This window comes from Bacillus cereus group sp. BfR-BA-01355 (assembly GCF_022663675.1).
GTDB lineage: Bacteria > Bacillota > Bacilli > Bacillales > Bacillaceae_G > Bacillus_A > Bacillus_A thuringiensis_S.
The window spans coordinates 1-20,866 of the sequence record NZ_JAKUFY010000098.1 but is presented as its reverse complement, the minus strand read 5'-3'; the positions used below and the strand labels follow the sequence as shown (position 1 = coordinate 20,866).

Sequence of the window (20,866 nt, the reverse complement as noted above, 5' to 3'; positions counted from 1 at the left end):
CCATTATTTCCTTGTTGAGATCCTCTTCCGTTGTTCCCTTGCTGATTCCCATTATTTCCTTGTTGAGATCCTCTTCCATTGTTCCCTTGTCGGTCCCCATTATTTCCTTGTTGAGATCCTCTTCCATTGTTCCCTTGTCGGTCCCCATTATTTCCCTGTTGAGATTCTCTACTGTTATTCTCCTGTTGATTCCCTCTATTTTCTTGCTGGGATCCTCTTCCATTGTTTTCTTTTATTTGCTTCGATGGCTGTTCTTCTGTTTTCTTTTGTTCTTTATGCTCTGGCTTCTCATATTTTTTTTCTTGTACGGGAGACAAATCCGGTGATGCATCAGGAGATGACTCCGGCTGCAATTGTATCTCTTCTTCGTTTTCCACCGGATTAGACGGCGTGGCAGGAGGCGTAAGCGATTTGTTCTTCTCACTCTCTTGCTTTATATAGACACCTGTGCCAATTCCAGCTTTTCTAGCATTCTCTCGTACTTGCATTGTGCTACTTTGATATTCAACTGTAATATGTTTTAGCTCATATTCTTTCTTTAATTCTTTCATCGCCTTTTCCAACTGTGGTTCTAGTGCCTTGTCCTTTGCAACAGCTGTTAGCATAACTTGCTTATCATTCGTTAAATACTTATCCTCTTGACTTTGCTTTATAATCCTACGTATTACTTCTTGCAATTGTTTATTTTCCCATTGCTTCAATTCTTTTAAAATACGCCTTCCATCATCATTACAAGCCTGCAAATCTATAACACGAAAATCCTTTGTTACGCTCACCTCTAAACTTGGATTTATATCAACTGAGACGTAAGCAAATACTTTTTCTTCTGGTTGGTTGTAGAAAAACAGCACTGCAAATAGAAAACAAGCAACAAGTATTGATGCAGGTTTTAAAAAGGAAGGGATCGAAAAATGCGATGCTTTTTGTTCTTGCTCATCAAATAAGATTTCCTCCCCGATTATGCAAGAATCCCCTTTTCTTTTACACGTAATAAACTCTCCATTTGGTGTTAAAACAACTACGCTATGCTTTTTTATATCCATCACAATTCCTTTATTCATCATGCTTTTCCCCTCTTATGTAATCCAGAATATATGTATAGTTGTTTGCAAAAATAATACACATTGCAATAATGTATTTTCTATGTCGTTCCAACGTTTTACGACTTACCCTAACACGTGGTTCTATATGTTTAAGCGGTAACTTTTTCTTTCGGAACAGCTCTTCCATCATTTCCTCTTCTTTTATAATAATTTTTACAATTTCTATTAAGTGCTCACGTGTATCACGATGCTTAGGAGATTCTTTAGCAAGCTCTGAGAATGTGATTTTAAACTCAGCTAGCACACTTTGAAAATGAAGAATTTCCTCCTTACGGTTACTATTTTCCATCTCTTTCATATACTCCGTAAGCGATACTTGCATTTCTAACATTTCCTCTTGCTCATCTTCTTTTAAAAAGACAAAGTTATGTTTAGACTCCTTACGTATATAGTCAATTACATCTCTTTTTATAAGAAGATCAGCAAACGCTAAAAAGGATTTTCCTTTTGTATATGAATACTGTTCAATTGCTTCGTTAAACGCAAACAATCCAATGCTATATTCATCATCCTGTTCTGTAATATATCGGCGGCAGACAGATGAGATTGATTTTCTAATAAAAGGCTGATACTGTACGATAAACGCTTCTTTGTCTTCTTCGTTGTTTTGTATGTTACATACGATATCTTCTATTTTCGGTTTTCTTAAGATCTTCATTACTAAACTCAACACTTGTAATCTCCCAGCCTCCTTCAAATAGCAAAATGGCCACTACACAAGTGACCATTTAACCAGATTTTCTTGGTACTTTTCTTCGGTCTTGTCTTCTTGCTGTTAGTTATATTTTTCGATTCTAACTTTTCCTAACGTTTTCTTAATGATTTTCCTTTTCTCTCGGCACAAAAGTTAAGTTTTAATTTTTATCTACTTTCTTATTTTCTACCGTTCGTTTTGCTTATTCTTTTTCTATTTTATCTGCAATCCTTGAATAACTCTTCTCTATATCATTGGTAATTTCATCCTTTTATTTCGGATGCCCACTTAATCTAGTAAATTTATTAATGCTTCTATATTCTTTCATAGTCATTTTTCTTCTATTTATTTTCTTCACTATACATATTCGGAGGAATACATAGTTTTATGGGGGTCAAAAAATATTTTTTTAAAAAATACATATTTATTTCAAAAATAAAAACCATCAATTTGAAAAAGGATAATCAAATTGATGGTTTTCTTATAATATCTATTAAATTGGATTCTCATTTTGTACATTTTATCATGATTGAGGAGAGAAAAGATTAATATAAACCGATGCAGCTAAGTCATATTATCGAATCGAATGTAGTGTAATCACATATTTCTCATTCTCTTAAGTAAGGACTAAAAATAACCTATCCATAGAGCTACTAAAACCACTACGAATAAAGCAAAGCAACATGTAATATTTCGAATCCACTTTTGTATATCATCAAAATACTTTTCTATAAATGCAGTGTAAATAGAAAGCATAAGAAGTAGCACAATGAAAGTAAAGGATCCCAATTTATCGTTAAATCTTTCATTAGTAAATGTACTTACATGAAGGAATAGAAAAACAAACGTTACTATGAATAGCTCAAATAGCCTTTTTTATTCTCCCCACCACCACCTTACAGTAATTCCCTTTTATTCCATTTTATCAGAACATACTGTGTAGCAGTATATGAATATTATATTCATTTCAAAAAGGCCAACAATACAAGATCGTTAGCCTCTACTTTCCATATTCGCACCTTTTATCACTTTACTTCCTAACAACCGGAATCCACATTTCACCAAATACTAGGCCATTTCTCTGTCCCATCTCAACCGTTGTATTCGGTCCACCAACATAGGCAAAATCCTTTGCTTCTGGTAAAGCTTGACCGAAGGCGATGCCAGTAAGCTTATTACTTAGCTCTTTAGCCGTTTTGTCTTCCCCTTTCACTACTAAGTATTCTCCCCTCGGAAACTGAATCACTCTAGATTCTTCTTCTATTTGTGCTTCTGTCATGACACCCGCATAATACATCATTTTGTTATTCACCGCTTCGCTCACGGAAAAAATGTATTCATTTGTAGCTAAAGCTTTTAAAGTGTCCAGCCTTCCATCTTCTTTAACAGCCGACCAAAAGTCTTCCTTTTCTTTATTTATTCCAGCAAAGTTTGTGTATTCACTCTTAATTTCAGTTCCAATACCTAACACAATAAAGCTATCTTTTTCTTCTATAGTATAATTTTTCATATTCAAAACCTGCCTCTTTTTTATTAATCAAACGATTTATCTTTTCATCTGATACGTTTATAATACCTTTAAACCATGTCAAAAAATGATACTGTTTAGGAGACCAAAATGAAAAAAGTTGAACGGATTAATACAATTATGCGGTATATCAACAACCGCTCTCACTTTACAATTTCTGAAATTATACAAGAATTTAACATATCACGGTCGACAGCTATTAGAGACATTAGAGAAATTGAAGCTATGGGAATGCCACTGGTCGCTGAAGTTGGGAGAACGGGTGGATATTTTGTTATGCATAATTCTATCCTGCCCGTTGTTCGCTTTACTGATAATGAAGTGAAAGCTCTTTTTATTGCCTTTATGGCTACGAGGAATCAACAACTTCCCTACCTAAAGAGTCGTCAATCTTTAGCCGAAAAACTACTAGGACTCATCTCAGAAACCCAGCAAGATGACCTCGTTCTTTTAAATCAACTCTTGCTTTTCCAAGGGACTAACCCTCATAATCCCGATCTACTTGAGCTTTCTGATCTCCCCCATCCTATGTTAGAAAAACTCATTCAAATCCTTCTTTTGGATAACCATTTATTGATTACTATGAAAGAAGATGAAGAAATCAAGTCTTATCCAATTTATCTATTGCACCTTTATCAAGAAAAAAGCCATTGGATCATTGAAGGGTTTGACTTAAAAAAAGAAAAGAAGATGATGTTTCCTGTCGATGATCTCATTAATATCGAACCATACACGACGAACAAAAGGCTAAATAAGAAAAAGATTTTAGAAAAACTAAGTAAGAAGGACGAAGCAATTAACCTTGTATTTGAACTTGGTCCGACAGCAATTGCCCAGTTCAAAAAATACCATCCTTTAAAAATTTCAATATCTTATACTAATCCTTACCAATCCACAGCCATTTTAAAAGCTTTTATCAATGTTAACAATCCCGATGAAGTGACGGAAATAATAAATTGGCTGCTTTTTCTAGGGAAGGATATTAAAATCAAAGAAATACCCGATGAAGTATTAGCAGATTTACAAAAACGAGTGTGCTTATACATTCCATAAGCAGTGAGCCTCAAATATTAAGCTTGATCACTGGATAATTATCCTATTTTTAAATACCATTTCATTTACTACAATGAGAGCATGATAAATAATAAAAGCACGGAAAATCTCCCGTGCTTTTCTAAATATATATTATTCCTGAAGGTTTCGTTTATCTCGTTTCTTACCCTAACTGACGTTTAAATGCTTTACTGGCGAAAAAGTAAGAGATGACCATTATACCTACGCACCAAGCGAGTGCAATCCAAATATCGTTACCCACAGTTCCTTCATATAAAAGAGCACGAATCGCATTCACGATTGAAGTTACAGGCTGATTCTCTGCAAACGCACGAACAATTTTTGGCATCGTTTCGGTAGGCACAAAGGCCGAACTAATAAATGGAAGAAAAACTAGCGGGTACGAGTAAGCAGTCGCCCCTTCCATAGACTTCGCTTTCAATCCTGGAATGATAGCTAGCCATGTTAGCGCCAGCGTAAACATCCCAAGTATTCCAGCTACCGCGAGCCACTCTAGAATATTAGCACTGGAACGGAAACCCATTAATAATGCAACAAGAATAACCACCACGATAGTAAGTACATTAGCAACAAAAGAGGTTAAAACGTGAGCCCACAATATCGATGAGCGCTTAATAGGCATCGTAATGAAACGTGCCATCAGCCCACTCTTTACATCCGTAAATAGTCGCACGGAAGTGTAAGCTACACCGGATGCGATAGCCATTAGCAAAATTCCCGGCAATAAATAATTAACGTAGTTTTCCGTTCCAGTTTTTATTGCGCCGCCAAACACGTAGACAAATAATAGCATCATCATAATCGGTGTAATCGCTACTGTAATAATTGTATCCGGACTGCGCATAATGTTACGCATTAAACGACCTAGTAATACACCTGTTTTACTTTTCATTTACATCTCCTCCTTTTTGCCAATGATCGAAAGGAATATTTCTTCCAATGTCGGTTGCTTCTCGATATACTCCACTTTTGCTGGCGGGAACATCTCTTTTAGTTCAGCAAGAGTACCTGTCGTAATAATTTTTCCGCCATGCAAAATAGCGATACGGTCTGCCAGTTGTTCTGCTTCCTCCAAGTACTGAGTCGTAAGCAAAATAGTTGTACCGCTACCAGCAAGTTCCTTGACTGTATCCCACACTTCGATTCGCGCTTCAGGATCAAGTCCAGTCGTTGGTTCGTCAAGAAAAATAACTGCTGGCGCCCCAATCAAACTCATCGCGATATCAAGCCGGCGCTTCATCCCGCCTGAATACTGATCTGCCCTTTGGTTTGCCGCATCAGTCAGGCTAAATCTTGCAAGTAGATTGTCAGCAACTTGAGCGGGATTGGAAACACCACGTAATTTGGCGATCATTATCAAGTTTTCCCTCCCAGTCAGCATACCGTCTAAAGCTGCGAACTGCCCTGTCAAACTGATACTTTGACGAACATGATCTGATTGACTCTGTACATCAAATCCACAAATACTTACTTCACCGCTATCTTGCTTCATTAGTGTCGAAAGGATGTTGACCGTTGTCGTCTTTCCCGCTCCATTTGAGCCTAGCAGCGCGAAAATTTCTCCACGCTGCACCTCAAAATCTACCCCTTTTAAAACTTCCTTGTCTTTAAAGGATTTTTTCAAGCCTTTTACAGAAATCGCTGCATGACTCATACTTTTTTCCTCCCTATAAAAATGTTTTGCGAAGACTATTTATTTACCTCTATCTATTTAGTATCACTGATATTCTGTATTACTTAGTACCGAGTTAAAAATATAACTGAATAGCTATGATGGCAATTCATATGTGTAACCAGCTAATCAGTCGGTACTACTTATTCCATTTATTTTTTTCTCAATTTCTTCATAATACTTTCATTCAAATCTTCACGATACTTGGAGACGTAAGTTTTAGCATTTGCCACTAGTTCGTCAGCAAAGGAAGCCACGTCATCCCCAGTAATGTCAAGCACTTGTCTTCCTTCCGCTGCACCCGCTTCGAACAAATCGATTAATTCATACTGTATGTGTAACATATCCATCCCGTTACCCGCTGAAAAATTCCACATGTAGTTTTGAATTTTCTTAAATACAAATTGGTAGTCCTCTGGCAGAGCCTCAACTCGTGCCATCATCATTTTGTACTCTTTTTTATCACCAATTAACTTTTTGAACATTTCTAACATCTTATTTTCCTCCTTTTTTATAAAACCGAACAAGAAATTCTCAAAATATCGGCCGGAACATTTTATCTTATGAACCTATTTTGACTTCAAGACGTTAATTTTTGACGATACAAAATCCCATTTTTTCCAAAACAATTCAAGCTCCTGGCGGCCTTCTTCATTTAATGAATAAAACTTACGCGGCGGTCCCATATCTGATGGTTTCTTTTCAATATTCACAAGCTTTTTCTTCTCTAATCGTACGAGGATGGTATACACCGTACCTTCCACAACTTCGGTAAACCCAAGATCATTCAGGTGGCGGGTAATCTCATAGCCATACGTTTCACGGCGACTAATGATTTCCAGTACACACCCTTCCAGTGAACCTTTCAGCATTTCAGTTAAATTTTCCATGTCCTGATCCTCCTTTACCCCCTATTCTGTCTGACTTATATTTAGTATCACAGAGTACTAAGGCGAATTTTTTACTGAATAGTTTTTGTGAATCCGAACTATTCAGTATCACTTATTACATCTACATTGTATGACTAAGTAGTTGTGGATGTCAACTTTATTTTCAAAAAAATTAAAAATCCGCTTTACCCTAATCGGATACAGCCTACTTTTTTGTTGTAAGGACCATCACACTAGCAAAACAGAACTGATTCAAATTGTAATTTAAATCAGCTCTGTTTTATTGTTTTTATACCGATATATCTTGTTTTTTCACGATACAAATTGTTTCTCACTACCATTCCCATTGCATATAAAGCATAAAGGCAAGTGCGATCAGAGAAAATTTCCAGAGATTATCCGTACATGATACGAGCCCCTAAAATACAATTCTGCTAGAAATTTTTTCTCTATATTCTCTTTTATTTTATTTCTGATAGTTGATTAACAACACTATCTAAAAATTTTTCTACCTTTTCTTTTGATGTATCCGGCGCATGATAACCAATCGTAAATGTAAGTCTTCCATTATAAGAGCTTACTCCCATTGAAAAGAATGGTGCATACATAATAGGTGATGCCATATACCCGTCCTCAGCTTGAATTTGACCAAACTGAATAGGTTCCTCAGCGATCACTCCCAAATTTGTCAGTAATGGCAACGCCATCCCCATCTGTACAGCCTCTTCATATTGCTGATTATACATTTCCTTCACTGTAGATAGCTTCATTTCTGCCAGTAGCTCCATTCCTGCTGCTGAAGAAAGACCTGGATTTTGAGACTTTATTTTATCCATTGATTGTTTAACTCGAACAAGAGTCTGCTTAAATGTTTCATCGTCTTCCATTTTAATCACTGGCATTTCCATACCGGATAAGTTGCAAATAGCACCAGTTGTATTATTAGGCAGATATCGACGTAAATCAATTGTCAAGCCAATCATTTTTTCTGCAGTGCGAGGTTCTGCATACACAGTGAAATGTGATAAAGCTCGGAAGTATGCAGTCATGATTACATCATTCAAGGTAGCCTGTTGTGCTTTTGTCCATTGGGTTAAACGTAGAGTTTGCTCATGGCTCAATCGCCGTACGGACATTTGGGGAAATTTATTTTTGTTAGGTTGAGATGGAAAAGACCATAACGATGCCTGTTGTTCTTGGTTAGGACGATACGCACTTTTTATGTCCGATATTCCAGCGTATTTGAATACATGTGATTGATCTCGACAACTCTCATTTCCCTCATCAAATTCCTTTATAATTTGCTTCTTAGACCGTCCCAATGAAAGGTGCGTATATATTGTTCCAAGCAATTTAATATATTCCTTGACTCCTGCACCATCTGAACATAGATGAGATAATTTCACAACTAACATATCTGTTGTAGTGCCCCGTAATAATTTCGTTTGAACCATAGGCCCCTGTATACGATCACCAGGTTCTTTAATAAAATCTATTGCCATTATTTCAAGTTCTTGATTATTTCCTTCTGCAAAAAAGCAAATAGATGAGTTAGTGTCAGATGAATGTTCCTCCCAGTAAGGAATATCATTTTCTACAAACCGGCTGTTCAAAACTGGTTGCAATTGCAACGTTATCCTTACTGATTCTTCAAGTATTTCCTTGGATATACCTACAGGAAAATAAAGAACTGCATTAATTTGTTGATCTGCAGAATAAAGACCTAATACATAATTCATTCGATCTTGTGGTGTTACTGAATACTTTCTTTTCTCCATAATTCCGTCCCCCTTTAGGACTTTTTGTATAACCCTATTTTCCATATGCTTGTAATTTTTCTAGTCATTTTTCTTCAAGAGCTAATAACGCTTATTTTTCGAATTTTTAACGAAATCATCTTCTCCGTATTGGTTTCATTCTTTTTGCAGGTGATATATCCATTATTTTATTGTTATTAACACTGCCTAACCTCCCAATGAAACCAAACAAAAATAAATTAAGTTTACATATACATAAACATTTTATTATAACGTCTATAAATTATCAATACAGCAAATAAATCATTTTTATGTCTGTCAATAAAAAACAATATATTCAAGGGCTACTTCATAATAAAAGATTGATGTGCATGTATATGTACCCATATCACTATCAAAATAAGAATGAGAATTTTTTCAACAAAAATAAGCTGCAGATATTGATTTTACAGTAAAAAAAGCCCCTCCATTTTGAAAATGAGTAGGGCTATTTCCAATTTGAATTTTATAAAAGAATGATTATCATAAATAATATTTTACTTTTTAGTCTACCTTATTATTTTTAATCCATTTTCCTAATAAATGAATGGATTTTATTCATATAATTTGAGGTGGTATCGTTGGTTTTTAAAAATAGAAAGCTTATTTTCAAATCAAATGAAAAAGAGGTGAAATTATAGATATTCATGTAAAAATTTCGTTTTGGGGATACTTAAAATCTTAAGGTGATGGGCATGTGGTGTTACACTTTAAAAGCTTTATAAAATTATAAAATTTATAGATATAGCAAATTTTCTTTATTAATAATCATTTGTATGTATGTATGTATGTATGTATGTATGTATGTACGTTTACTCACACACATACAAATGATTTATAAAGCCACAATTAAATGAAAACATCTTTTCTGTTACGATAACATCATAGCCATGTCTTCTGCTGCATTTGTAATTAGTTTTAAACCAAATGTTTCTTGTAATACATCAAGCACGCCAGGTGAAATAAATTCAGGAGCCTTTGGACCGATGCGAATATCTTGAATTCCAAGACTAAATAGCCCGAGCAAAATGGCAACTGCTTTTTGTTCAAACCATGATAGGACAATACTTACTGGCAATTCGTTCACTTCACATTGAAAAGCATCTGCTAAAGCGGCCGCTATTTTCACTGTAGAAATGGAGTTGTTACATTGTCCTAAGTCAATGTAACGCGGAATTTCCGTGCCAGGTACAACACCGTAATCCACATCATTAAAGCGGAATTTCCCGCAAGAAGTTGTTAAAATAACTGTTTCTGGTGGAAGTGATGTTGCTAATTCACGATAGTATTCCCCACCTTTCCCTGGTGCATCACAACCGGCGATAACAAAGAAACGCTTTATTTTCCCTTCTTTTACTGCATCAATAATTTCTGGAGCTAATGATAATACTGTATTATGATGAAACCCTGTCACTAACTGTTCATCCGACTCCATATGTACTTCTGGAAGTTCTAGCGTTTTTTGAATTAATGGTGTAAAATCATCATTTTCAATTTTTTGTACACCTTCTAAACCTGCAATGTCATATGAAAAGAATCGATCAGAGTACGAGCCTTTAATTGGCATAACACAGTTCGTTGTAGCTAATATGGCACCAGTAAATTTTTCAAAAAGGCGTCTTTGATCATACCATGCCTTACCGATGTTTCCTTTTAAATGTTTATATTTTTTCAGCTGCGGGTATCCGTGTGCTGGTAGCATTTCAGAATGCGTATAAATATTAATGTCTTTTCCTTCTGTTTGCTTTAATAGTTCTTCTAATGCAAATAAATTATGGCCCGTAACTACAATTGCTTTACCTTCTACACGATTTTGTGAAATTTGTACAGGTTCTGGCACACCAAAATGATTCGTATGTGCCTCATCCAATAACTCCATCACCCGTAAAGCTGATTTCCCAACTTTCATAGCCATATCAATATGCTCTTGTTCGTTAAAATTAGAATTTGTTAATGTCATATATAAAGCTTCTTGTGTTGTAGCATCTACAAATGCATCCGTATACCCTAGCTGAGCAGCATGTGTGCGATAAGCTGCAATTCCTTTTAGCCCAAACACAATCGTATCTTGTAAACTCGCAATCGTTTCATTCTTGCCACAAACACCCATTACTTTACAACCGCCTGTTGGCGTTTGTTCACATTGATAACAAAACATATCATCCCACCCTCTCCCAATCATTCATTACACCTTAAGCATAATACCCATTGAAAAAAAGTGATGTGATATCAATCACAATAATATATAAAGATTTGTGACAGTTCATATTGTTGACATAATATTTTTATTGACATCCAAAAATATACATTAGTGTGCACACATCTTTCGATACTTTTAAATAACTAAATAATTAATTTGGAGAAATATATACAATGAAAAAATTTTTTTGAATCCCTTATACAAATAGTTGCAATTCATCACATATGAAAATAGACATAAAAATACGCTATTCTTTCTATCATTCAATAGAAAGAATAGCGTATTTTTTATTTTAAGGAACTATCATTTTTTTATTAAAGCCTTTATTGTAAACCTCTTTATTTACAATACATTTACACTATCTTAACATTACTTACATTATTTATATGATATATTTATATAGAAGCTACTTAAGAAATTTCATATACATTTTATCTTTATGATCTCTAATCTAATCAATAAAAAGATCATGTTATATTTTTATAACAGGGGTGAATTAGAATGACTGAAACTTTAAAAACACTTATAATGCTTGATGCTACTTACGTTGTTATTGCAATTATGACAGTACTAGTATTTGTATACTTGGAATTAAAATCTCAGTAATATATGCTGGCGTAATCGACAGATTCAGCATTTAAATATAGTTAGAAGAACGAGAGGAGAAAATTATTTCTCCTCTCGTTTGTATTTCTACAATTTCTTATTTTAATAAATCCAATGTATGTAAAAGTAATCCCCTGTCTCCTACTTCCCCGTGACCAGGTACTACCAAATTTATATTTCTATATCGCTTCAGCATATTCTCAATCGATGTGGACCATTCATTTACGTATGCATCTGCAACATTTCCTAAATCTTTTGCTTCCGCAGATTTCACTAAACAGCCTCCAGCTAAAATTTTATATTGTGGCAACCAAACAACAATATTATCTTCTGTACGTCCTTTCCCTGGATGGAACGTTTCTACTTTTGTATTGCCAAACTTCAAACTCGTAATTGTTTGTAAATCTCCAAGCGGCTCTTTATATCCATTTTTCTTTGCTAATTCTGCAGTTAATGCTGTACTATGCGCTTTAATACCTCTTTCTTTCAACGTTTTTATTCCGCCAATTCGATCAGCGTGCGCATGTGTAATAATGAAATCCGTTACGCGCTTCTGAAATTTCTTTTCTACCATTTCTATTAGTTCCTTCGTTAATTTGTCATCCCAATCTGAAACTCCACAATATTCATACTTAATCTCCCCTCATTACCAATACTCCATTTTTCTATTACACTTAAAACCAAAATTATATTTTGTTAAATTATAACATTCGGACTATAATTTATTTATAGCCCATTAACGGAGGTGTTTGCAATGACTCTCTTCGCTTCCCCATCATTATTCATAGTGGCAATCCTTTCATTTGCACTAGCTTATTTCATTGGAGTAAAACAATACACTTGGCTCTTATCAGGATTCAACGAACGCCGCGTGCCTGATAAAGTGAAGTTATCAAAAATAGTTGGTCTTTATAATTTAGTTGCTGGTGTCATTGCCACAATCGGTAGTGTCTTCACTACTCCTAATGTCACGATCGTTATTCCTATCATTATAATTGGACACTTTATTATCGCCGCTTATGTAAATACACGCATGGTGCAGTGAAAAAAGATCACCCAAATGGATGATCTTTTTTATAATTTATCAACATATTGCTTCGCTTCTAGTAAGGAAAAACCAAAAGCTTCTCTTACTCTCTTAACTGCTGTAATTTTTTTGCCTTCTTCTACAAGCTGGCGTAGTTCTTTATTAATTTCAGGTTCTCTTTCTATAATTCCCATTTCTTTCGTAATTAATTGTAATCTATCTGCAATTCTCTTTAAACGCGCATCATTTTTCTTTTCAATTGTAGTTAATTTTTCAGCGATATAAATGAAACCAAAGGCTACTATCGGTATAACCATCCAGAATTCCATGAATGTTCCCCCTTACTAACTTTCATTTGTTTTATTTCACTAACTTATGTAAATTTTACCACATCAAACATTTAATGTATAATACTACTATATCAAACTGTTAATAAAACCTATTATTTTAGGGGGACACTTTATGAAAAGATTTTTAAATACGTTACTTCAATTTGTAGTTCTTTCAATCGTGCTACATTTATTATTTGATATAGTGGGTTGGCTTGTTTTCAATGCACCAATTAAAAACAAACAAATCATCATTTCTTTAATAACAACCTCATGGATTATGTACATGTACCGCGATAAATTTTTTAAAACATTCACTTCAAATTAACTAAAAAACTTCATCTTTGATCGATGAAGTTTTTTCTTTTTCTCTCACACTCTCTATTCACTATAGTATAATAGAACTAACATTCTGTCTTTTTTGAAGAAAGGAGTCACTATGAACTTAAAAAGTAACAATATATACGAGAAAATGAACCAATATTCCGTTGCAGGTTTAAGTCTTGCCGTTATACGTGACGGCAAACTAGACGAAGCGATTACTTTCGGAACACTTGAATCTGGAACAACTAGAACTGTCACTACGAATTCTATATTTAATTCTTGTTCTATTAGTAAGTTTATCACTACAATGTTCGTACTAACGTTATCAGATCAAGAAATCATACATTTAGATGGAGACGTAAATGATAGACTTACATCTTGGAACATACCTACCAATCTATTTACCTCACAGAAAAAAGTCACCCTGCGAAATTTATTAAGTCACCAATCTGGAATTATTGATCCTCCTAATAGTTTTGAACATTTTACATTTGCACAAGGGCGACCAAACTTATCTGAACTCCTTGCTGGTAAAACATCATATTGTTCAGTACCAATAGAAATAACTTATAAACCAGAAAGTGAATTTCACTACTCTGATGCAAACTTTTGTATTATCGAACTACTACTTGAAGATATAACTGGAAAACCATTTAACCTTTTACTTGAAGAATATATCTTTCAGCCACTACAAATGAAAAATAGTACACTCTTCTCTCCAAAAGACATAGATAAAACCGATGTTTTTGCTTGCGGCCATAATAAAGATAGAACTGTAACAAATGAGAGATTTCCATTTTATCCATTCGCAGCTGCTTCAGGCATTTGGACAACACCAACTGACTTATCAGCTTTAGTCATTGAAATCATTCATTCCTTACAAGGAAAGGGCAAACTAAAACTTTCTCAAAAATTAGTACTAGACATGATTTCTCCTCAAGGTTGCTCAAAATGGACTGGATTAGGTGTTTTTCTAGATGATTCTAATGAAGAATTACAGATTTATTCACTCGGATGGAGCGTCGGATTTCAATGTATGATGGTTTGTTATCCATACTGCGGGAATGGCGCTGTTATTATGACCAATTCCGATTTAGGTGTTCATCAAATGGAAGGGATCATTGGTGAGGTTGTAAAAACGTTATCCTTATAATGAAAATAAAGAAGCTGTTCCTTCCAGCTTCTTTATCTATATAACATTTTTCGCAACAATTTTTATATGTTCTGGTGCGATAATTTCCGTTATACTTTCCTGGAAATCTTCATGTAACATTTCTTCCAAATGTTCTAACTGCACTTCAACATGAGTGCATTCTAAATTATGTATATTTAATAGTGCATAATGATCTTTTTTCTTAATTACTAAATATTGATTTTCCTCTGTCACAAGTACAGAACCTAATCGGACTCCTAGTAAGCGTTGATCATCAAACTTCATAATTACTTCTCCTTCCCTTATATAAACGAAACTGCAATGAAAATAATTACATTTATGGAAAAACACGCTTATTTAGACTATATCATAATTTACTAAAATAGAAATATCTTTTTCTGTTTTAATAAAAATCCCTATTTTTTCATATATTTCGATACAAAAAACTTTCTCAACATTAAATTTGAATTTTCAGTTTTTAATTCTATGAAAATCTATTATAATAAAGTTAATAAATGTTTGACCTCTCCTAATTCATGTACATATGGATGATCAGTAGTTATTGCTACTGATCTATTTTTTTGATTTCAGAAAGCAAATATACTGCATCCTTTCCTACACCACAAATAAGTGCGGAACCCCTTTGAGATTGCCATGGTAAACCGATATAATACAATCCTTTTACTGGACTGATTCCCTTTATATGATTAGGAAATCCTTTCTCATTCACTGCCTGTTCAATTTCAATCCAATTATAATTTTGTACAAAACCAGTTGACCATATAACGCTTTCTGCACTATAAGTATCACCATTCTGAAACATAATGTTATTTCCTGATGCACTTACTACTTTTTCTTGCAGTTTGATTGCTCCATTACGAATAAGTTTCTTACCTTCAAAACCGAAAATATGGTCCTTTCTCTTCTGAAACCATCTTCCCCTCTTTGTATTTATTTCAGCGTACAATAAACCCACTTTTTCTAGCAGATTAAAAATACTTTTTCCAAAAAGTTGTAACGGTAAAAACGTTAAAGGATGACTAATAGACACCGTAACTTCATGAGTCTTTGCCAGTTCTACTGCAATTTGCATTCCTGAATTCCCACCACCTACTACTAGTACTTTTCCCTTAGGAATTTGTGATGGTGATTTATATTGTGATGAATGTATTTGAAAAATATGTGATGATAGATTTGCTGAAACTGAGGGAATAAACGGTTGCTGAAAACCACCTGATGCGATAATAACTTTTTTCGTTTGTAAAATTTCTGTAGGAGTGTGTAATTCAAATATTTCTTTTTCTTTCTTTATCTTTAAAACTTCCGTTTGTAATTGTACCGGTAATTGAAAATGTCTTGCATATTCTTCTAAATAAGTTGCAATTTCATCTTTATATGGAAATTCATTTTTTTCACCTATTAACGTCATACCCGGCAAGCTACTGTAAGACCTTGAGGTAAAAAGCTGCAAAGAATCATATCGATTTCTCCATGAATCACCAACTCGTTTTCCTGCCTCAAGTAATAAAAAATTATACCCTTCTTGCTTCAAGTAATATCCCATTGTTAATCCAGCTTGACCCGCCCCAATAATAATTAGATCTTTCATTCTAATCCCTCCTCTTCTTAAACATATGAATACTTGTTCATGTGTTCATACGTTTCCATAATCATAACATTTTCTTTTTATATGATTCAATATCTACTCAAAATAAAAAAGAGCAGTTCACTGCTCTATGAACTACTCTTCATTCCATTTCTACAATTTTTCCTCGTATAGTGTAATTCTATTTGAAAACGGATCAATTACAGTTAATTCAATTGTACCCCAAGGTGTTTTTTCTATATTCGGCTTCGAATAAGCATATTCTTTACTTAATAATACAGAATGATAATCCTTTACATCATCTATTTTGATCCGAATCGCACCACCTGGTGAGGCATCACCATGATGTTCTGATAAATGTATCACAGCATCCTGTAACGAAATTTGCAAATATAATGGCATATTTTCCTCATACCGATGTTCCCAATCCAGTTTAAATCCTAAAAAACCTAAGTAAAATAGTTTTGCTTTTTCAATATCAAAAATTCTAAATATAGGTGTTATCATTTATACTCTCCTCCTATTTATAAACATCTGCTGCCAATTCTCTCAAAACATCCACGTTTACTACTTCATAGCATCCATCGTTCTTCTTTATTATCTCTTTATCACAAAAAATATTTAATGTTCGCAACAAATGCCGATAGCTCGTTCCTAACAATTCCGCTATTTCCGTTAAATTCCCACTAAATACAATTCTATTTTCATACTGAACTGCTCGTTCCCCTGCTGCTAACATGTAACTCGCAAGTCTATTTTCAAGCGGATACAATAAATTAATTGTACTATTTTTTGAAAGTCGATTTAACTTATGTGCTAACGATCCACAAATACATCTTAAAAATTTCGCATCATGAAATAGCTGATTTCTCACTTTTCCTAATGGTAAACCAACACAATATGAATCTGCCATTACTTGTACATTTGAAGTAATCCTTTGGGAATGAATTAACTCCACATCTCCAAGTAACTGCAAACTATCATAAAAACACAGTAATACGGATTTCCCGTTACTTAATGTGTTAAACGCTTTCGCTTTTCCTTCAACAAAGAAATATAAATAATCTATCTCTTCATTTTCTCTACAAATAAACTCATTCTTTTTAAAAAATATAAGTTCCATATATGGCTTCATATCATGACTAAAAAATGAATCAATATTATTTTTCTTCATATACTCTGCTAATTTAATAGAATTACATACTTTCTTCATAGTTCCCCACCTTTACAACTCATCCCCATTGTAATCAAAATTTTCTTCTTCCACTATGACATATGTCATAACAATACACAATTTCAGCATGATACAGTCATTACAAATATGAAATACAAAGGGGATATTACATTGTATAACTTTCTTTCTGTCTTTATTGGTGTGCTCATCGCCGTTATGCTTCCATTGAATGGGATTTTATCTGAGTTAATTGGCAAGTACACAGCAAGCGTGGTCATTCACCTTGTCGGTTTAATTGCAGTTATCTTCATTTTAATCATAAACAAAAATAAAATTCGTTTCGATAAAAGTATTCCACTTTTTTTATATAGCGCTGGAGCGATTGGAGTATTCACTGTTCTTTTTAACAATATAAGTTTCTCCGTCCTTGGTGCTTCTATTACGATCGCATTAAGTTTACTCGGTCAATCTATTGCTTCCATCGTTATTGATCATTTCGGCTTATTAGGAATGAAAGTTGCAAAGTTTGAAAAGAAAAAACTAATTGGATTATGTTTCATCTCTTCTGGAATTATAATCATGACAATTTATTAATGGGGGCAAGAAAATGTTATATATTACGATCGCTATTTTAGCTGGTGTTTCTATCGTTGTTGCTAGAATTATTAACGCGAATTTAGCAAAGGAAATTGGAAACTGGGAAGGCACGTTTTTCAATTATATTACTGGATTATTTTTCTCTATGTTATTTTTAATTTTCAGTTCAGATTCATTGTATATCCCTATTCATAAGTTGCAATCTATTCCTATCGCCGTATACTTAGGCGGATTAGTAGGAGTTATCGTTATTTCATTATCCAACTATATTACTCCTAAAATATCAGCCTTTTATTTAACATTACTCATCTTTATCGGACAATTATTTGCGGGGACTATTATTGATTTCTTCCTGACAAATGAACTCTCAATTGGTAAAGTTATCGGTGGCATTTTCGTATTAATTGGGCTCACTTACAATTTACTCATAGATCGCCCGATAAAAACTGTGAAGCATAACCAAGTTCAACTATAATACTTTACGCTTACCTATCATATATTAATAGAAAAGCTCTTCACACGAAGTAATAGAGAGGAGAAAATCCTATTAAAAAAATTATTTTATTGCTAGGTAGCGTATTAATTATTTCTGGAATTGCATGGTTTATAAACTCGGGAAAATCTATTCAAGATCTCTATACTGCAAATAAACCGAAAAAGAAAGCTACTATTATTTCAAGCTCGCGAGATCCAAATGAGCCCCCTGTTTTTTTAGGAAAACAGGAAATAAAAGATATACATGTAGAATCAATTAAAACAAAACAGGATATCTTTCTCACAAAAACAGATGAATTAAAAACGTTTATTAACAGTATGAATACCGCAAAAAAAGGTAAATTAACATTAGATGAAGAAGGATCAGACTTAATAGATTGTGATATGTGGATTACTTTCGAGGATGGAGCTTATAAAAAATATTTCATATGGGTAGTTGATCATCACAGCAGCGAAGTGATGATTGCTCAGCAAGATACTCCTGATGATGTAAACCTTACGTACTATCAGTTAAACGAAGATAGTTCAAAAAAAGTTTATAATTTATTTAAAAAAATTATTTAAACGAAAAAGTCATGAGCACGCGAACTCATGACTTTTTGCACTATATATACTCCGGGAACACTCTACAACCCTTTTCCTGTTCTATATCATGACCAAAGAAAATAATTGGCTTCTCTTTCATCACAACTTCTTTTAAACGTTTAATTGAAGATAAAGCTAATTCTGAATCAAATCCTGCAAACGGCACTTCATCTTCAAAATTCTCTTTCGTATAAGATGCATCAATCGTTAATAATATCGGACCGGATTTTTCTGTCTCAATTAACAGTGACTGATGCCCTGGCGAATGTCCTGGTGTATACAATAACCGAACACCAGGTACCACTTCATAATCCCCTTCAATAATTTTGTAGTTCAAATGCGGCAATATACACTCTTTCAAATATTCTTCTCTATATTGCGCCGCCTCATATTCAGCACGCTGTATAATGATTGGCGTATTCGAAAAAGCACCATTTCCTCCCGCATGATCAAAATGCAAATGTGAACTAATAATATATAGGAGATCATCTGGCTCATACCCTGCACGCTTTAAAATAGTTATGATTCTATCTTCTTCAGTCATTTTCGGTAAAATCTGTCCTTCAACAAATGTACCGTTAAAAAGACCTTCATTATTAACCGCAATTTCTGGCATACCTGTATCTACTAAAATAGGCCCTTCTTCCGTCTCCAAAAGATAACACCATACAGGTAAGTTCAATAAATTTCCCGGTGTGAGCGTACTATTAACAGAAGAATGGTCTAACATACAACGACCTGCTGGGATGAAATAAAGCTTTTTTACTGTCATTATGTATCCACCTTTACATTTAATTTAAGATAAAGTAACACAATAAAAAATTCTGCTTTTTAGAAATAAACTCCTTCCACACTTTCATACCAGCATAAATAAAAAAGAGTGTACTTTTTTACATAATGGCATTTCACCATCTATAATAAAAGAGTAAATGACTCTTACTTTAATGGAGGGAATAGAAATGAAAGCAATTGGTTTACATGAATACTTACCTATTGAAGAAGAAAACAGTTTAATTAATATTGAAGTTGAAAGACCTGTTGCTACAGGAAGAGATATACTCGTTAAAATTAACGCAATTTCCGTTAATCCAGTTGATACAAAAGTTCGCTCTCCGAAAGATAAAAAAGAAGATATAGCAAAAATACTCGGCTGGGATGCGAGTGGTATTGTCGTACAAACGGGCGAAGGTTGTACGTTATTTAAAGAAGGCGACGAAGTGTTTTACGCTGGAAGCATTACGAGACAAGGTACATATAGTGAATATCATTTAGTTGATGAAAGAATCGTTGGTAAGAAACCAAAAACGTTAAATGATGCTGAATCTGCCGCAATTCCTTTAACAGCGATTACAGCTTGGGAAGGTTTATTTGAACGTTTAGGCATTGATCATACTAAAAAAGATACGAACTCATTTAAAAACATTTTAATTATCGGCGGAGCTGGTGGTGTCGGTTCAATTGCAATTCAACTGGCGAAATGGGCTGGACTAAATGTAATTGCAACTGCTTCCCGCGGCGAAACGATAGACTGGGTTAAAAAGCTTGGAGCTGACCATACAATTGACCATCATGCCCCTTTAAAAGAGCAATTACAAAGCCTTGGATTCAGCGATGTAGATTATATTTTCTGCTTAAACAATACAGATCAACATTGGCAAGCAATATGTGACCTTATTAAACCACAAGGCAAAATTTGCTCTATCGTAGAAAATGAACACCCTCTTGAAATGGGTATTTTAAAAAGTAAAAGTGCTACACTCGTTTGGGAGTTTATGTTTACAAAAGCAATGTATGAAACTGGCGATATGATTACGCAGCACGAACTATTAAATAAAGTAAGCGAACTACTAGATGAAGGCATTTTAAAGACTACCTTAAATGAAACATTAACACCGATTAACGCTGAAAACTTAAAGAAGGCACATGCACTACTTGAAAGTGGACGTACCATCGGGAAAATCGTATTAGAGAAATTTTAATCATGATAGTGACAGATAGTATGTGAAATTATAT

Annotated in this window: 24 protein-coding genes and 1 pseudogene; 8 read left to right on the top strand and 17 right to left on the bottom strand. The window is 34.1% G+C overall.

Annotated features, from left to right (window positions below; translation table 11 throughout):
- The 4 genes from MR167_RS24405 to MR167_RS24390 form a co-directional block, all read right to left on the bottom strand.
- A partial coding sequence (locus MR167_RS24405; protein ID WP_242315702.1) for an anti-sigma-I factor RsgI family protein occupies window positions 1-1,064 on the bottom strand: 1,064 nt, incomplete at its 3' end.
- Window positions 1,054-1,776 (bottom strand): RNA polymerase sigma factor SigI, encoded by a 723-nt coding sequence (gene sigI, locus MR167_RS24400; protein WP_002082432.1) that lies wholly within the window; start codon window positions 1,774-1,776, stop codon window positions 1,054-1,056. The genes MR167_RS24405 and sigI, both read right to left, overlap by 11 nt.
- Window positions 1,777-2,424: 648 nt before the next feature.
- Window positions 2,425-2,652, bottom strand: a complete 228-nt coding sequence (locus tag MR167_RS24395) for a DUF3963 domain-containing protein (protein ID WP_082180115.1) — start codon at window positions 2,650-2,652, stop codon at window positions 2,425-2,427.
- 175 nt (window positions 2,653-2,827) lie between these two features.
- Window positions 2,828-3,307, bottom strand: a complete 480-nt coding sequence (locus tag MR167_RS24390; RefSeq protein ID WP_000801052.1) for a GyrI-like domain-containing protein — start codon at window positions 3,305-3,307, stop codon at window positions 2,828-2,830.
- Between the two features lie 108 nt (window positions 3,308-3,415).
- On the opposite strand from MR167_RS24390, the gene MR167_RS24385 reads away from it, so the two are divergent.
- Window positions 3,416-4,378, top strand: coding sequence for a helix-turn-helix transcriptional regulator (locus MR167_RS24385; RefSeq protein WP_242315699.1), 963 nt, complete (start codon window positions 3,416-3,418; stop codon window positions 4,376-4,378).
- A 163-nt stretch (window positions 4,379-4,541) separates the two neighbouring features.
- On the opposite strand, the gene MR167_RS24380 is transcribed toward MR167_RS24385, so the two are convergent.
- From MR167_RS24380 to bla, 7 genes and pseudogenes are all read right to left on the bottom strand, one after another.
- A complete protein-coding gene (locus MR167_RS24380; protein WP_242315697.1) occupies window positions 4,542-5,291 on the bottom strand; it encodes an ABC transporter permease in 750 nt (249 codons plus the stop codon).
- Window positions 5,292-6,053 carry an ABC transporter ATP-binding protein gene (locus tag MR167_RS24375; RefSeq protein ID WP_000017474.1) on the bottom strand — a complete coding sequence of 254 codons (762 nt, stop codon included), beginning with the start codon at window positions 6,051-6,053 and terminating at the stop codon, window positions 5,292-5,294.
- 170 nt (window positions 6,054-6,223) lie between these two features.
- On the bottom strand, window positions 6,224-6,565 hold the full coding sequence (locus MR167_RS24370; RefSeq protein ID WP_000891986.1) for a DUF1048 domain-containing protein: 342 nt from the start codon (window positions 6,563-6,565) through the stop codon (window positions 6,224-6,226).
- 75 nt (window positions 6,566-6,640) lie between these two features.
- Window positions 6,641-6,961 (bottom strand): PadR family transcriptional regulator, encoded by a 321-nt coding sequence (locus tag MR167_RS24365; RefSeq protein WP_000429488.1) that lies wholly within the window; start codon window positions 6,959-6,961, stop codon window positions 6,641-6,643.
- A 461-nt stretch (window positions 6,962-7,422) separates the two neighbouring features.
- Complete coding sequence (locus MR167_RS24360; RefSeq protein ID WP_000415486.1) at window positions 7,423-8,739, bottom strand: condensation domain-containing protein; 1,317 nt, start codon at window positions 8,737-8,739, stop codon at window positions 7,423-7,425.
- Window positions 8,740-9,628: 889 nt separating this feature from the next.
- Window positions 9,629-10,915 (bottom strand): hydroxylamine reductase, encoded by a 1,287-nt coding sequence (hcp, locus tag MR167_RS24355; RefSeq protein WP_242315695.1) that lies wholly within the window; start codon window positions 10,913-10,915, stop codon window positions 9,629-9,631.
- 745 nt (window positions 10,916-11,660) lie between these two features.
- Window positions 11,661-12,176: pseudogene (gene bla, locus MR167_RS24350) on the bottom strand (subclass B1 metallo-beta-lactamase); the annotation flags it as partial.
- A gap of 141 nt (window positions 12,177-12,317) precedes the next feature.
- Between bla and MR167_RS24345 the strand changes: the two are divergent.
- Window positions 12,318-12,608, top strand: a complete 291-nt coding sequence (locus MR167_RS24345; RefSeq protein WP_000171769.1) for a DUF3784 domain-containing protein — start codon at window positions 12,318-12,320, stop codon at window positions 12,606-12,608.
- 29 nt (window positions 12,609-12,637) lie between these two features.
- Here MR167_RS24345 and MR167_RS24340 read toward each other — a convergent pair whose 3' ends face one another.
- Entirely contained in the window at window positions 12,638-12,919 is a 282-nt protein-coding gene (locus tag MR167_RS24340) for a hypothetical protein (protein WP_242315693.1), read from the bottom strand.
- A gap of 133 nt (window positions 12,920-13,052) precedes the next feature.
- Here MR167_RS24340 and MR167_RS24335 point away from each other — a divergent pair, with 133 nt between their 5' ends.
- Together MR167_RS24335 and MR167_RS24330 are read left to right on the top strand one after the other, a co-directional pair.
- A complete protein-coding gene (locus MR167_RS24335; RefSeq protein ID WP_242315692.1) occupies window positions 13,053-13,247 on the top strand; it encodes a hypothetical protein in 195 nt (64 codons plus the stop codon).
- 111 nt (window positions 13,248-13,358) lie between these two features.
- Window positions 13,359-14,396: a serine hydrolase domain-containing protein gene (locus tag MR167_RS24330; protein WP_242315690.1), complete on the top strand. Its 1,038-nt coding sequence runs from the start codon at window positions 13,359-13,361 to the stop codon at window positions 14,394-14,396.
- Between the two features lie 36 nt (window positions 14,397-14,432).
- Here the strand turns inward: MR167_RS24330 and MR167_RS24325 are convergent, their stop codons facing one another.
- The 4 genes from MR167_RS24325 to yeiL all read right to left on the bottom strand — a co-directional run bounded on the left by MR167_RS24325 (window position 14,433) and on the right by yeiL (window position 17,215).
- Window positions 14,433-14,681: a hypothetical protein gene (locus tag MR167_RS24325; protein WP_000666947.1), complete on the bottom strand. Its 249-nt coding sequence runs from the start codon at window positions 14,679-14,681 to the stop codon at window positions 14,433-14,435.
- 280 nt (window positions 14,682-14,961) lie between these two features.
- Window positions 14,962-16,005, bottom strand: coding sequence for a flavin-containing monooxygenase (locus MR167_RS24320; protein ID WP_242315688.1), 1,044 nt, complete (start codon window positions 16,003-16,005; stop codon window positions 14,962-14,964).
- 150 nt (window positions 16,006-16,155) lie between these two features.
- On the bottom strand, window positions 16,156-16,509 hold the full coding sequence (locus MR167_RS24315) for a glyoxalase superfamily protein (protein WP_000632403.1): 354 nt from the start codon (window positions 16,507-16,509) through the stop codon (window positions 16,156-16,158).
- A gap of 13 nt (window positions 16,510-16,522) precedes the next feature.
- Entirely contained in the window at window positions 16,523-17,215 is a 693-nt protein-coding gene (gene yeiL / locus MR167_RS24310) for a transcriptional regulator YeiL (RefSeq protein ID WP_242315686.1), read from the bottom strand.
- A gap of 108 nt (window positions 17,216-17,323) precedes the next feature.
- On the opposite strand from yeiL, the gene MR167_RS24305 reads away from it, so the two are divergent.
- The 3 genes from MR167_RS24305 to MR167_RS24295 all read left to right on the top strand — a co-directional run bounded on the left by MR167_RS24305 (window position 17,324) and on the right by MR167_RS24295 (window position 18,832).
- Window positions 17,324-17,770: a DMT family transporter gene (locus tag MR167_RS24305; protein WP_002039063.1), complete on the top strand. Its 447-nt coding sequence runs from the start codon at window positions 17,324-17,326 to the stop codon at window positions 17,768-17,770.
- 13 nt (window positions 17,771-17,783) lie between these two features.
- Window positions 17,784-18,248 carry a DMT family transporter gene (locus MR167_RS24300; RefSeq protein WP_000965811.1) on the top strand — a complete coding sequence of 155 codons (465 nt, stop codon included), beginning with the start codon at window positions 17,784-17,786 and terminating at the stop codon, window positions 18,246-18,248.
- Window positions 18,249-18,337: 89 nt separating this feature from the next.
- A complete protein-coding gene (locus MR167_RS24295) occupies window positions 18,338-18,832 on the top strand; it encodes a hypothetical protein (RefSeq protein WP_242315684.1) in 495 nt (164 codons plus the stop codon).
- Between the two features lie 40 nt (window positions 18,833-18,872).
- Here the strand turns inward: MR167_RS24295 and aiiA are convergent, their stop codons facing one another.
- Window positions 18,873-19,625 (bottom strand): quorum-quenching N-acyl homoserine lactonase AiiA, encoded by a 753-nt coding sequence (gene aiiA / locus MR167_RS24290; RefSeq protein ID WP_242315682.1) that lies wholly within the window; start codon window positions 19,623-19,625, stop codon window positions 18,873-18,875.
- A gap of 187 nt (window positions 19,626-19,812) precedes the next feature.
- Between aiiA and MR167_RS24285 the strand changes: the two genes are divergently transcribed.
- Window positions 19,813-20,832: a zinc-binding alcohol dehydrogenase family protein gene (locus MR167_RS24285; protein ID WP_000643781.1), complete on the top strand. Its 1,020-nt coding sequence runs from the start codon at window positions 19,813-19,815 to the stop codon at window positions 20,830-20,832.
- Window positions 20,833-20,866: the final 34 nt, after the last annotated feature.